This window comes from Muricauda sp. SCSIO 64092 (assembly GCF_023016285.1).
In the GTDB taxonomy this organism is placed as follows: domain Bacteria; phylum Bacteroidota; class Bacteroidia; order Flavobacteriales; family Flavobacteriaceae; genus Croceivirga.
The window spans coordinates 276,840-289,467 of the sequence record NZ_CP095413.1 but is presented as its reverse complement, the minus strand read 5'-3'; the positions used below and the strand labels follow the sequence as shown (position 1 = coordinate 289,467).

The window sequence follows — 12,628 nt, the reverse complement described above, 5'->3', positions numbered from 1 at the left end:
AAGATGGGGGTGAAGTAACCATTTTACGGTTTTTTTGGGCGCCTTTTCCTTCTAAAGTTTTGCTAAAGAATCTGTTGTTAAATTTCAGAATATATTGAAATAATAAGCCGCTGTCATATCCTCTTGGAGATGACGCTCAAGCTTTGATGGTTGCATAAATGATATCCAGTCAAATGGTCATTCACCCTAAATGAATTAAAAATGAATAAGATTCTTGTCCCCGTTGATTTTTCCGATACGTCTTCCAATGCATTGTCCTATGCCATTCAACTTTTTAGTACTACTTCTTTGGAAGTGACCATATTGCACATTTACGGTGCAAGGTCTACAGCACTGCTTATGAAAAACATTGATGACGTTTTGGAAAAGGACGCCAAAAAACGAATGGATGGACTTTTGGAAAACGTTCAAAAAGACCACCCCGAAGTGGTTTTTAAAACGAGGATCGTTAAAGACTACGCCGTTTCCGCAATTGCTTCATTGGGGGATAGTGGGCATTATGACTTTATTGTAATGGGCACCAAAGGGGCTAGCGGACTTAAAGAGGTATTTATGGGCAGTGTGGCTGGAGGGGTCGTTTCCAAAACCTCTGCTCCTGTAATTGTGGTGCCGGACGGGCATACGTATAGGCCCTTGGAGAAAATTGTATTTGCCGTTAGCGATGACCCTTTTTCTGATCCCAAGGTCATCGGCCCACTTGTTAAAATCGCCGGCATGCATCAAAGCAACATAAAAATATTGCATATTGCCGATGAGAAAACCCCTCAAATTGAAAAGGTGCTGGAGGCCATGAAGGATTTGAGTACTTCCGTTGACTATGCCTTTGGTACAGGCGATACCAATAAGGATTTGAACGAATACTTGATGAAGGACTTTTCTGGGTTGGTTTGCCTTATTCGGGCAAAGAAAGGATTTATGGATCGTCTGCTGAACGAAAGTGTTACGTTGAAACAAACCTTCAATAGCCCCGTACCGTTACTCATTCTCCACGATTAAGCTAAAATCCTAAACAGGCTCTTAATGTTCTTTAGAAAATCGATTATTGCACTTACGGGACTGTTCCTTTGTATTTTTTTGATTGTGCACCTTTCCGCCAACAGTATTTTGGTATTGCCCGAGGAAACCGCTAGAAGTTTGTACAATTCGTACTCGACCACCTTACGGGAGAGTCCCTTGATAAAGATCGTAGCCTATATATTGTACCTTTCCATTATCTTACATGTGATCTACGCCCTCTTGATTACGATAAATAACCGAAAGGCCAAAACCAAAGGTTACCTGGTAAACCAATATAAGGAGAACAGCAGTTGGACCTCCCAAAATATGGGGCTTTTGGGTATTTCCATCCTATTGTTCATAGTGGTGCACCTTGCCAATTTTTGGGCCCGTATCAAACTGGGGATGGGTGAGGGGGTAGGTCTGGATGCCAATGGCCATGTAGATGTCTATGAGGTAACCTATAGCCTGTTTCAAAATGGCTATTATGTTGTTTTCTATACACTACTGATGGTTCCCTTGGGGTTGCACCTTCACCATGGATTGAAAAGTGCTTTTATGACCTTGGGTTTTTACCACAAAAGGGGACTCAGGACCATAGCCAAGGTCTCTTTGGTGTATGCAATTATCATAGCCGTGGGTTTTGGTATTATTCCATCTATTGTATTCCTTAAATAGCTCGAAGATGTTGGATTCAAAAATTCCCGAAGGACCTCTGGAAAACAAATGGCGCAACTATCAGATAAAGGCGCAACTGATCAACCCTGCCAACAAGAAAAAGCTGAACATTATAGTTGTGGGTTCGGGACTGGCAGGTGCAGGTGCAGCTGCAACGCTCGCCGAATTAGGGTATGATGTCAAATGCTTTTGTTATCAGGATTCTGCCCGAAGGGCCCACTCCGTAGCCGCGCAAGGCGGTATCAATGCCGCAAAGAACTATCAGCATGATGGGGATAGTGTATGGCGAATGTTCTACGATACCTTAAAAGGGGGGGATTTTCGTTCACGGGAGGCCAATGTATACCGTCTGGCCGAACTTTCCGCTCCCTTGATCGATCATTACGTACAGCAAGGCGTACCTTTTGCCCGGGAGTACGGTGGCGTACTGGTCAACCGCAGTTTTGGTGGCGTTCAGGTACAGCGAACTTTTTATGCTCGCGGTCAAACGGGACAACAGCTTCTGTTGGCGGCCTATTCCCAGTTGTACAAAATGAAACGCGCCAAAAAAGTGGAAATGTTTCCGCGTCACGAACTATTGGATCTAGTGGTCATTGAAGGAAGGGCCAAAGGAATCATTGTCCGGGATTTGATAACGGGTAAGTTAAAGCGTTTTGCCGCAGATGCCGTGGTATTGGCCACAGGGGGCTACTCCCGTGTGTTCCGACTTTCAACCCTGGCCATTGGATGTAATGGGAGTGCCATTTGGAAGGCCCATAAAAGGGGAGCTTATTTTGCTGCTCCCAGTTTTACCCAAATACACCCCACCGCATTGCCACAGACCAGTGAGGCACAATCCAAACTAACATTGATGTCCGAATCCTTACGTAACGACGGGCGAATTTGGGTACCTAAAAAGAAAGGGGATGACCGAAAGGCCAATACCATCCCCGAAGGGGAGCGCGATTACTATTTGGAACGGCGTTATCCAAGTTTTGGGAACCTCGCCCCCAGGGATATTGCCTCCAGGGCTGCCAAGGAGCGGATTGATTCGGGGTACGGAGTAGGCCGACTTAAAAACGCAGTATATCTGGATTTTAAACATGCCATCGAGCGTTTTGGTATGGAGACCATAAAAGATCGCTACGGCAATCTTTTTAAAATGTACAAAAAGATAACTGGGGTTGATGCGTATAACGAACCTATGCAGATTTCCCCGGCTGCCCATTTTTCCATGGGCGGACTTTGGGTAGATTATGAGCTAATGACCACCATACCGGGCCTATATGCCATCGGTGAATGCAATTTTTCCGATCATGGGGCCAATCGTTTGGGGGCAAATTCGTTGTTGCAGGCAAGCATTGATGGCTATTTTGTATTACCCAACACCATCAATAATTATCTGGCCCATGCCTTAAAAGAGGATCACCCTACCACTGAACATCCCGAATTTGAAAAGGTGGAAAATGAGGTGAAGGAACATATCAACAAATTGCTTTCTGTCCAGGGCAATAAAACAGTGGACCATTTTCATCGGGAACTGGGCAAGGTAATGTGGCAGGAATGCGCCATGAGCAGAAATGCGGAGGGGTTGGAAAAAGCCATTGCCCAAATCAAGGGGATTACCAATGCCTTTTGGAATGAGGTCAATGTGACCGGAGGGCATAAGGAGATGAATACCGAATTGGAGAAAGCACTTCGCCTGGCCGATTTTTTGGAAATGGGGCTATTGATGTGCACCGATGCTTTGGAACGCGAAGAGTCCTGCGGGGCGCATTTTAGGGAAGAATTTCAAACCAGTGAGGGTGAGGCCCTACGGAATGACGATACCTATTCCTATGTTTCCGCTTGGGAGTATAATGAGGGGCATTTTAACCTACATAGGGAAGACCTGGCGTTTGAAAATGTGCAACCTACCGTAAGAAGTTATAAATAGAAATGGAAAAGGCAATAAACCACAATAGGATATGAAGGTCACTTTCAAAATATGGCGGCAGGAAAATGCGGCCAGCAAAGGCAATTTTGAATCGTACGAGGTAGATGGACTTACAAAAGATATGTCATTTTTGGAAGCTTTGGACCACCTCAATGAACTTTTGGTGTCCATCAATAAAAAGGTCATTGCCTATGAATACGATTGCCGGGAGGGCATCTGTGGACAATGTGGGGTTTTCATCAATGGGCGGGCCCACGGCCCACATGACCATATGACCACCTGTCAGTTGCATATGCGAAGTTTTGAAGATGGGGAAACCATAGTGGTGGAACCATGGCGGGCCAGTGCTTTTCCCATTATCAAGGATTTGGTGGTCGATCGTTCCGCTTTGGACAATATCATTGAAAAAGGGGGGTATATATCCGCAAAAACCGGAACGGCTCCGGAGGCCAATGCCATTTTGGTTGGAAAAGAGCTTGCGGACAAAGCTATGGATGCCGCTGCTTGTATTGGCTGTGGCGCTTGTGTGGCCACATGTAAAAATTCCTCAGCTTCGCTGTTCACCGCTGCTAAAATCAATCATTTAAATAGTTTGCCCCAGGGAAAACAAGAAGCCTCCAAACGGGTTTTGGAAATGACCCGTCAAATGGAGTTGGAAGGATTTGGGAGTTGTACGTTCACCGGGGCCTGTGAAGTGGAATGCCCGGAAGGAATCTCCATTCTCAATATCGCAGAGATGAATGCGAGAAGGACCAAGGCCAAATGGTTGGGGTAGCCTAAATCCAGGAATGGGTTTGGGAATCGTGTTTGAGATTACCTAAAAAGAGAAAAATGAAAAAGAAGATTACCCTTAGTGCCCTGTTGGGTTTTGCCTTATTCTTTGGTGCTTGCAAAGAAAATCAGTCCAATCAAGGAAAGGAGTCCGCAGGACCAATAGGAAACAAAAAGTTAACCATTTCATAGCCTTTTGGTTGAAAACTATCCTCTCACCTTCAAGTATTTTTAAGGATTTACCTACAACAACTTTAAATGGGTTCTTAAGCTAAATACACTTAATGATAGAAATACTTCCCCTATTATTGGGAGGACTTTTACTTTTTATTTATGCGATATCGAGGCTCTCCAAAACCATGCAGGACATTGCCACGGAGAAAGCCAAACGGATAATCGCCAAGTATACCGGTAACCTAGTCCTGTCCATTGTGGTTGGCACGGTCCTGACCATTCTTTTGGGTTCGTCCTCAGCAGTGATTATCCTTGCCATTGTCTTTATAAATGCAGGAACACTGAGATTTAAACAAGCCATAGGGATCATTATGGGCGCCAATATTGGAACAACCTTTTCCAGTCAGTTGATAGCCTTGGATATTGGAAAATATGCCGTTGTTCCCTTGATCGTTGGGTTGGCGATGGAATTTTTTGCCCGGGGCGAGACCTTAAAAAGATACGGCAGCGCCTTGTTCTATTTTGGAATGCTGTTTTTTGGACTCTTTATCATGGAACGGTCGGTAGTTCCATTAAGGGACAGTGTAGTATTTGAGGAATGGATAACCCATATTGATCAAAATCTGATAAAAGGTACTTTAGTTGGGGGACTCATTACCCTCATTGTCCAATCATCAAGTGCTACGGTCGGTATGGCCATTGTGCTGGGGAAACAGAAGCTTATCTCTTTGGCCGGGGGACTGGCCATTATGTTGGGTTCGGAATTGGGCACCTGTTCGGATACGTTAATTGCAACGATAAAAGGCAGTAGGCAGGCCATTAAAGCTGGCCTTTTTCATCTGTTGTTCAATTTTACGACCATTATAATTGGATTGTTGGTTTTTGACCACTTTCTCAACTTCGTTTTAAGGGTGTCCCAAAGCCAGGCTTTGGACAATCAAATTGCCAATGCGCATATGATCTTTAATATTGCCGGGGTGATGGTCTTCCTGCCCTTTGTGGGTATGGCAGAAAGATTGTTGAATTATTGGCTACCGGATAAATTGGCCAAGGTTTGATGATGGCGTGTTAAAAAGTGACCACTTTTAAATGGTCCATCAGCTTAAATAAATCGCGGGAAATGCCCTTGTCCAGGTGGTATCCCTTTTCCACAAAAATACTGAGGGTTTGAATGATGGTTTTTTCCACCAGGCCCAATTCAAGGACCATACTTTGGATATTTTTCATGTTCCATTCGGGAAATCGTTTTGCGGGGATTTCTTCTTGGGTCTCGCATAAAAATTCATGACGGGAGTCCTCACGTATTTTGTTCAGTAGGGGCATTAGGTTTTCTTCTTCCCCTTCGAGATATTGCAAGAATTTGGAACCATCAAAATAGAGATAACCACTGAGCCCCAACTTCCTGTTGTTCTCGGCAGATTGTAATTCCAGGGCTTTTAAACTTTCCTTATCAAATTCCTGATTGGCTTTGCTTAGGTACAATACGGCTTTCATGACTTTATTTATCCATAGAACGAAGGAAAAATCTTACTTATTGCATCATTGCAATGGAATGTCCGCCATGCCTATTCCTTGGTTTTACTTCCTGGGCTTTAAAGCTACATTGTTAGTCTTTTGTTTAAAAGCTATTTTTGGAAACTGTAAGTTTTTGACCAAATCACCTACTTTTGTTTTAGTATAAATGTTAGAGGAAAAGCATATGTCTGAACAAATAGAACAAATAAAAACACTGATCATAGGATCGGGACCTGCTGGCTACACTGCTGCCATTTATGCAGCTAGGGCCGATTTAAAACCTGTGGTCTATACAGGTATGGAACCCGGAGGACAGTTGACTACCACTACGGAAGTGGATAACTTTCCCGGATACCCCGAAGGGGTCGATGGCCCAACTATGATGTCCCAATTGCAACAACAGGCCGAGCGTTTTGGAACGGATGTGCGTATTGGAATGGTTACCGCTGTGGAATTGAGTGATGAGGTTGGGGGAATCCATAGGGTTACCGTGGATGACAGTAAACAGATCGAGGCGGAAACCATCATCATTTCCACGGGCGCATCTGCCAAATACTTGGGTTTGCCAAGTGAACAGCGCTTACGTGGAGGTGGAGTTTCGGCCTGCGCGGTTTGTGACGGCTTTTTTTACAAAGGTCAGGAAGTGGCCATAGTAGGGGGCGGGGATACCGCTGCGGAAGAAGCTTCGTATTTGGCCAATATCTGTGAAAAGGTAACCATGTTGGTACGGAAAGACCATATGCGGGCTTCCAAGGCCATGCAACATCGCGTAAATAATCTGGAGAATATTGAAATTCGTTACAATACGGAAATAGATGAAGTATTGGGCGAGCAAGTGGTAGAGGGCCTACGTATGGTCAACAATCAAACAGGGGAAAAAGAGGAAATAGCCATTACCGGGCTTTTCATCGCCATAGGGCATACCCCCAATACGGCCATTTTTAAAGGACAATTGGATATGGACGACACGGGTTATATCATTACGCAACCGGGTTCCACCAAAACCAATAAACCGGGTGTATTTGCCAGTGGTGATGCTCAGGACAAAATCTACAGACAGGCAGTCACGGCGGCCGGAACAGGTTGTATGGCAGCTTTGGATGCCGAACGTTACTTAGCAACCATAGAGACCTCGGAACCTGTGGGTTCGTAATAGGGGGTAAGGTGCACTAAAGCAAAACGCTGGGTCCCGGACCCAGCGTTTTTAGTATTTGATTGGTTATGTTTAATTAGTCAATACGCTTGTAATTTTCAGAGAAGGTACGATTGCCCTCCTCATCCAGGCTTATTTGGCTGTAGGTATCCTTTTGGAGTTCCAGTTCAAATACAAATTCGGTTAGGGTATCCAAAGCCTTCATCATTTCATTATCTCCATATACAATGGTTTCGTGCAGTTCATCTTCGGTAATAAAGTAATTTCCATACCCAAAGCGGCCATTGGGTTGGCCAGGAACATATCTTGACCACATTACTTTCCCGTTATAGTACATTTTTACTTGTCGATACCCCTCGGCCTTTGGTTCCGTACTTGAAATGTTCACACCATCATCATAATGGTGAAAGCTTACCAATTCCCAGGTCCCTTCAATGGAATGAAAAGCATCGGGTTCGTTGAAGGTCAATTCAGTGGCTGAAACTAAAATCAGCATCAAGAATAGCAGTCCTAATACTTTTTTCATTTTTAGTAGTTTTTTGTTGGAGCAATGAATTCTCTAAAAAGTTACTAATTTTTTTGTGAATAATTTAAAAAAAATAGAATCAAATTGAGATTGATTCAAATTAGTATTGCCATTTGTTTAAAAACCGGTCTTAAGCCCGGGGGCTTGGGGAAAAACAGCATTTTTTGCGTGGATAAAGGCCGGCCCTAACGGAACGGGCAGGCCTTTTGGCAATGCACCCGCATTCCTTCCGTATCTGGTACACAGTAGTGGGTGGAACAAAAAAAGTTCTAAAGGTCACCCATAAAAAAATCCCGAAGAATTCGGGATTTTGTTCAATGGGAAATCAGTTAGGTTCAGTACTTATATACGCTTCCCGAAACGGACTTTCTTTTTTGGACCGTGGCTTCCCCGGTATAGGATATATCCGCACCACTGCTGGCGTCCGCTGTAAGGGATTCCGAAACATTGACGGATATGTCCGATCCACTGCTCGCATTGGCAATGCATTTTTTTGTTAGTAACCCTCTGGCCTTAATATCAGCCCCGCTGCTGGCATCCGCATAAAGCGTTTCTGCTTTTCCGGAAACCTTAATATCTGCCCCACTACTGGATTCCGCAACTACGGTTGAGGCATCCAATTCTACTTCCAAATCGGAACCGCTACTGGCCTCCAATTCAATTTTATCCGAGGTGATGGTGTTTTGCGCGATTAAATCCGCGCCACTCGAAGTTTCCAAGACATTGACTTCCGGCAATGTAACGTACACATTTTTGGTGGCCCTGCCAATATTTTCAATGGCATGGATCTTAAGTCGCCCGTCCCTAATATCCGTCCCTATGAGGTCAATGATATTTTCATCTGCCTCAACATTGATACTGAATTTGTCCGCTTGGGTCACAAAGACATCCAGGCCTTCAGAGGCATAGACTGCGGTAAACCCATCCGCGACCTCACGGGATTCTTCTACTACCTGGCCGTTCCCCCTTTTACCTTCGCCAAAGCTGATGTCAAAGGCGCAGGAAGACGTAAAAAGGGCCAGTAGTGCTGCGATTGCAATTCTTGCTAGTGTAGTCATGATTGTTGTTTTTTGTTCTGGACTTGTTCCAGGATTCGTTATTAATTGATTGATATGGTTCTTAATTCAATGGATACCGAGATAAATTCAGTATGAAATTCGTATTTAAGTGCTGTCTTTTCTATTAAAACTTTCCCAATTGTAAATTTTTAAGGCTGAATTGTCATCAATCCTTGGCTTTTATCTCCACTCCGTTCTCATCTACTTTCACTTTAAAGGAGTCATTGCCATCCTCTATGTTAATGTCAACCCCGTCTTCATTGATAATGATCCGTCCGCTGTCATCGTCGTTCCAATCAAGGTCATCCGGGCAGTCCTGGCATTTTAATTCGCCATCGCTGCCCATGACCCATAGGTAATCAATTATATCATTTCGGTAAAGATCCTTGTCGTTTTTTGTGCTCCTGCCTATGTTTCCTTTGGCCGAATCATCAAACCTCACCACCATGCCCTCAGGAATATAGACGATGTTCCTCACCTCTTGGTTACGCATTTTTTCCGAAATATTACTGGTCAAAAAATCATTGAGGACCAATTCATTTCCTAAAAAGGTATAGCCGTAGGCAATCATTGAGGAACGTTCCCTGGCTTCTTCAAAAGAACTTCCGTCCGCGTCTTTTTTTACTTTCAAACGAATGATGCTGTCCGTGGATTTTTTAATGTTGAACCTCACATCTTCGGAATAAAGCAATGCCTGCCCATTTTCATCATAGACCATCGCCAGATCGTCAAAGTTGAACCTTTGATCATATTCAATATTTTCCGTGGACCGCATACGTATGGCAATTGTGTCCGTGGGCTGTTGTAATGAAAACTCCTCATTAATCGTCGTTGTCCCTGTAAAGGCATGGGCCGCCGCTTGCCTGACCCCCAGTGCAATTAAGACCGCAATGGATAACAACCAAACACCCAGAAGGGTAAACTTGGCAATGTTCCCAATGGACTTAAGGTTGTTGACCAAGATCTTCAGGCCCAGATAAAGGACAAAGAAGAAAGGGATACCAATAGCAAAAAACAATAAAAAAGAGACCAACCATACCGGGGCACCGGTGGTATTTACAATATCGTAAAAATCAACACCCGGGAAATGGACGATATCGATAACACCTACGGTGACCAATCCCACAAAAAGGCCTATCAGGGTGGCTGCACCAATGATTATCAATAAGATGCCTATAAATTTTCCAAATACTTTGAATAAAAACATGAAAATATCACCAATGGTGTCAAAAAAGGTCTTGGAGCTGCTTTTGACCTTGCTGCCTACTTTTTCGTAGTCAACGTTTTTGACCTTGTCTGCAACATCATCAAACCCCTCTTTTACTTTGCGTTCTATATTGCTGATGTTGATGGGCTCTCCCCGCATGTCCAATTTCTGCGAGGTAGTGGTGGCTTCCGGAACCAAAATCCATAATAGGATATAGGCTATTAAGCCAAAACCTGTAAATACGGCCAAAAGAATAAAGATCAATCGGATCCAAAGGGCATCAAAGCCCAGGTAATGTTCCAGACCGGAACATACACCTCCAATATACTTTTGCTCGTTATCCCTGTAGAGCTTTTTGACCCTTTGGGAGGACATTGGTTTGGATTTTGGCCTTGGCTCATCTTCAAAGATATCCTCATCCACCATATAGTCCTCGGGCTGCCCCATTACGTTAATGACGGCATCTACCTCCTTCTGGGTGATCACCTGCCTGTCATGCTCCATTTTTTCGGAGAAGAGTTCGGCAATACGGGCCTCGATATCGGCAATGATCTCGTCGCTACCGGCCGTGCCCGAAAACGAGCGTTTTATGGACTCCAGATATCGCCTTAGCTTGTTGTACGCTTCTTCATCTATGTGAAAGAAGGTATTTGCTAAATTTATATTTACTGTCTTATTCATTTTTTGATTTCTTATGTGTTGTTGGTTACCAAGTTTACTGCATTTCTAAGTTCGTCCCAGGTACCGTTCAATTCCTTTAAGAACAATTGACCTGTCTCCGTAAGGGCATAATATTTTCGAGGTGGTCCCGACGTGGACTCTTCCCAACGATAGTTGAGCAGCCCCGCATTTTTTAATCGGGTAAGTAAAGGGTAAATGGTACCTTCCACCACAAGCATCTTTGCGTCTTTAAGGGCTCCAAGAATTTCTGAGGCATATTTGTCATTTTCCCTAAGAATGGAAAGAATGCAATACTCCAGAACCCCTTTTCGCATTTGTGCTTTTGTGTTTTCTATGTTCATAACTTTAGGATTCCTTAATTAATTAACTGTTCGTTTTTGGTTTCCACCCAGCCCCGCTGTGATGAGCAGCGGGAGTGGAAACGGTTTTTGGTTGATTGTTGATTGATGGCCCTTCTACCAAGCTCAGGGCAAATTGTTTTTGTTCGTTTTTTGATACTTCTACTGTGCTTGGCACAGGTTGATGATTAAACTCCTATTTCGATTTTTCCACTGTGCCAGGCACAGCTTGATCACTAATGATTATTGTTGTAACTGATGGTCGTAACTCAGTTCCCGTTTAATTTTCCATTCATCTCCGTCCAAAATCCAGACATGGGTGAATTTTGCAATATCTCCCTTTTGATATTCCCCTGAATCATTTAAAAATTCAAAACTGTGCACCCCATGTTGAATGGCACCATACAACCGTCCGTTCTGGTATAAGGGATATACTTCCAAACTTCCCGGCACCAAAATCCTTTTGGCAGGTTGTTGGGCACCCGGTTTTCTGTTGGAACATTCGTCGGCTATGCGGCCAACAAAGGTATCCCGGCCTTCTGTAATGCCTCCCTTATCATGGTAGAACTCAAAATCCATTGTGAACAGGGTATGTAAAGTGGCAATTCCACAACTGTTAAAGGCGGCATCAAATAAAATACTGTCCTTCGCCTTAAGCGTTGTATAAAGCGCATTTTCAGTATCGGATTGGGCATTTAGATTCATGCTCAGCATCCCAAAGGCCAATAATGCTATTTTTCCAACTCCCTTCATTATTTTATGAATTTTATGGTGAATGGATATTGAAAATGTTGCCCCTCATTGGTACGTATGGTGGCCAAAATAGTGTATACCACATTGATCACTACCAAGCCGGCATGTAACACTCCGCTTATTCCCACGGGCCAGAAAAACCGACCCCATCTGAAATCATCACTGCTAATATGGATATTCAGGTTGTTTAGGTCGCTCAATCCATGAAAGCCCCAAAAATTCCCGTCCAATAGATCCGGTAAAAAACCAATAAAGAAAGGAATGCTGATCAGACTGACCACTATGGAGTACAACAACATGCTGATTTGAAAATTCAAAGCCTGTTTACCGTTGTAATCCACAAAGTCGTATTCCTTTTTGTTGGCGGTCCAAAGTATCAATGGAAGAATAAAATTTCCAAAGGGGATAAAATACTTTGAAAAGGTCGACGCATGGATGATTGCCGACAAGTTGCGCTCATGTTTGGTTAATACGGTTGCCATTTTTAGTTCGATTTTTGATTGAAAATAGTTTAACCTATTAGCTTACGATGCAAATATATATCCAAAAGATGGTACTATGCAAAACAAAGTACTATAATTTAACTTTTATTTAACAAATTTAGATTGAAGGATTTTGGCCATGGAGGAGGGGCAAACCATATAGAATTGATGGCCATTTTGTGTTGATTTCCGGAAGAATCAGGTTCCTTTCCTTCCTTGGAAATTGGATTTTTTGGAATTCTGGGTCAGTTGAAGGGGTGGTTCAACATCGTTTAACGCAGGCGTTCTCCTTATGGGATCTATGATAAGGGTTTTAAATGCTATTGATTGGTTTCCAAACAAGGGACATTGGAAAAGGACGTTTCTATCAGATGGGCAATG

The 12,628-nt window shown here is 43.6% G+C and carries 14 protein-coding genes; 7 read left to right on the top strand and 7 right to left on the bottom strand.

Translation table 11 applies throughout. From position 1 onward, the window contains the following. The first annotated feature begins 201 nt into the window (after positions 1-201). The 6 genes from L0P88_RS01150 to L0P88_RS01130 all read left to right on the top strand — a co-directional run bounded on the left by L0P88_RS01150 (position 202) and on the right by L0P88_RS01130 (position 5,592). Positions 202-996 (top strand): universal stress protein, encoded by a 795-nt coding sequence (locus L0P88_RS01150; RefSeq protein ID WP_247132812.1) that lies wholly within the window; start codon positions 202-204, stop codon positions 994-996. A 24-nt stretch (positions 997-1,020) separates the two neighbouring features. Beyond that, entirely contained in the window at positions 1,021-1,674 is a 654-nt protein-coding gene (locus tag L0P88_RS01145) for a succinate dehydrogenase cytochrome b subunit (RefSeq protein ID WP_247132811.1), read from the top strand. 7 nt (positions 1,675-1,681) lie between these two features. Continuing rightward, complete coding sequence (locus tag L0P88_RS01140; protein ID WP_247132810.1) at positions 1,682-3,589, top strand: fumarate reductase/succinate dehydrogenase flavoprotein subunit; 1,908 nt, start codon at positions 1,682-1,684, stop codon at positions 3,587-3,589. A gap of 31 nt (positions 3,590-3,620) precedes the next feature. Beyond that, positions 3,621-4,364, top strand: coding sequence for a succinate dehydrogenase/fumarate reductase iron-sulfur subunit (locus L0P88_RS01135; RefSeq protein ID WP_247132809.1), 744 nt, complete (start codon positions 3,621-3,623; stop codon positions 4,362-4,364). Between the two features lie 56 nt (positions 4,365-4,420). Further along, complete coding sequence (locus tag L0P88_RS23905; protein ID WP_281499705.1) at positions 4,421-4,552, top strand: hypothetical protein; 132 nt, start codon at positions 4,421-4,423, stop codon at positions 4,550-4,552. A 92-nt stretch (positions 4,553-4,644) separates the two neighbouring features. After that, entirely contained in the window at positions 4,645-5,592 is a 948-nt protein-coding gene (locus L0P88_RS01130) for a Na/Pi cotransporter family protein (RefSeq protein WP_247132808.1), read from the top strand. Between the two features lie 10 nt (positions 5,593-5,602). Here the strand turns inward: L0P88_RS01130 and L0P88_RS01125 are convergent, their stop codons facing one another. After that, entirely contained in the window at positions 5,603-6,028 is a 426-nt protein-coding gene (locus tag L0P88_RS01125; protein ID WP_247132807.1) for a BLUF domain-containing protein, read from the bottom strand. 205 nt (positions 6,029-6,233) lie between these two features. Here L0P88_RS01125 and trxB point away from each other — a divergent pair, with 205 nt between their 5' ends. After that, complete coding sequence (gene trxB, locus L0P88_RS01120; RefSeq protein ID WP_247132806.1) at positions 6,234-7,202, top strand: thioredoxin-disulfide reductase; 969 nt, start codon at positions 6,234-6,236, stop codon at positions 7,200-7,202. 76 nt (positions 7,203-7,278) lie between these two features. On the opposite strand, the gene L0P88_RS01115 is transcribed toward trxB, so the two are convergent. The 6 genes from L0P88_RS01115 to L0P88_RS01090 all read right to left on the bottom strand — a co-directional run bounded on the left by L0P88_RS01115 (position 7,279) and on the right by L0P88_RS01090 (position 12,247). Continuing rightward, positions 7,279-7,728: a hypothetical protein gene (locus L0P88_RS01115; RefSeq protein WP_247132805.1), complete on the bottom strand. Its 450-nt coding sequence runs from the start codon at positions 7,726-7,728 to the stop codon at positions 7,279-7,281. Between the two features lie 335 nt (positions 7,729-8,063). Further along, on the bottom strand, positions 8,064-8,786 hold the full coding sequence (locus tag L0P88_RS01110; protein WP_247132804.1) for a head GIN domain-containing protein: 723 nt from the start codon (positions 8,784-8,786) through the stop codon (positions 8,064-8,066). A gap of 166 nt (positions 8,787-8,952) precedes the next feature. After that, positions 8,953-10,674 (bottom strand): PspC domain-containing protein, encoded by a 1,722-nt coding sequence (locus L0P88_RS01105; RefSeq protein WP_247132803.1) that lies wholly within the window; start codon positions 10,672-10,674, stop codon positions 8,953-8,955. A gap of 11 nt (positions 10,675-10,685) precedes the next feature. Next, a complete protein-coding gene (locus tag L0P88_RS01100; RefSeq protein WP_158779870.1) occupies positions 10,686-11,015 on the bottom strand; it encodes a PadR family transcriptional regulator in 330 nt (109 codons plus the stop codon). Positions 11,016-11,255: 240 nt separating this feature from the next. Then, on the bottom strand, positions 11,256-11,765 hold the full coding sequence (locus L0P88_RS01095) for a nuclear transport factor 2 family protein (RefSeq protein WP_247132802.1): 510 nt from the start codon (positions 11,763-11,765) through the stop codon (positions 11,256-11,258). Beyond that, positions 11,765-12,247, bottom strand: a complete 483-nt coding sequence (locus tag L0P88_RS01090) for a DUF4870 domain-containing protein (RefSeq protein ID WP_158779868.1) — start codon at positions 12,245-12,247, stop codon at positions 11,765-11,767. The genes L0P88_RS01095 and L0P88_RS01090 overlap by 1 nt, the downstream gene beginning before the upstream one ends. Positions 12,248-12,628 lie beyond the last annotated feature (381 nt).

What these genes read in the sequence shown, in the direction of transcription:
- L0P88_RS01095 (WP_247132802.1), bottom strand. Translation starts at nt 11,765, where the DNA reads ATGAAGGGAGTTGGAAAAATAGCATTATTGGCCTTTGGGATGCTGAGC.
- L0P88_RS01090 (WP_158779868.1), bottom strand. Translation starts at nt 12,247, where the DNA reads ATGGCAACCGTATTAACCAAACATGAGCGCAACTTGTCGGCAATCATC.
- L0P88_RS01145 (WP_247132811.1), top strand. Translation starts at nt 1,021, where the DNA reads ATGTTCTTTAGAAAATCGATTATTGCACTTACGGGACTGTTCCTTTGT.
- L0P88_RS01105 (WP_247132803.1), bottom strand. Translation starts at nt 10,674, where the DNA reads ATGAATAAGACAGTAAATATAAATTTAGCAAATACCTTCTTTCACATA.
- L0P88_RS01135 (WP_247132809.1), top strand. Translation starts at nt 3,621, where the DNA reads ATGAAGGTCACTTTCAAAATATGGCGGCAGGAAAATGCGGCCAGCAAA.
- L0P88_RS01125 (WP_247132807.1), bottom strand. Translation starts at nt 6,028, where the DNA reads ATGAAAGCCGTATTGTACCTAAGCAAAGCCAATCAGGAATTTGATAAG.
- trxB (WP_247132806.1), top strand. Translation starts at nt 6,234, where the DNA reads ATGTCTGAACAAATAGAACAAATAAAAACACTGATCATAGGATCGGGA.
- L0P88_RS01115 (WP_247132805.1), bottom strand. Translation starts at nt 7,728, where the DNA reads ATGAAAAAAGTATTAGGACTGCTATTCTTGATGCTGATTTTAGTTTCA.
- L0P88_RS01150 (WP_247132812.1), top strand. Translation starts at nt 202, where the DNA reads ATGAATAAGATTCTTGTCCCCGTTGATTTTTCCGATACGTCTTCCAAT.
- L0P88_RS01130 (WP_247132808.1), top strand. Translation starts at nt 4,645, where the DNA reads ATGATAGAAATACTTCCCCTATTATTGGGAGGACTTTTACTTTTTATT.
- L0P88_RS01100 (WP_158779870.1), bottom strand. Translation starts at nt 11,015, where the DNA reads ATGAACATAGAAAACACAAAAGCACAAATGCGAAAAGGGGTTCTGGAG.
- L0P88_RS23905 (WP_281499705.1), top strand. Translation starts at nt 4,421, where the DNA reads ATGAAAAAGAAGATTACCCTTAGTGCCCTGTTGGGTTTTGCCTTATTC.
- L0P88_RS01140 (WP_247132810.1), top strand. Translation starts at nt 1,682, where the DNA reads ATGTTGGATTCAAAAATTCCCGAAGGACCTCTGGAAAACAAATGGCGC.
- L0P88_RS01110 (WP_247132804.1), bottom strand. Translation starts at nt 8,786, where the DNA reads ATGACTACACTAGCAAGAATTGCAATCGCAGCACTACTGGCCCTTTTT.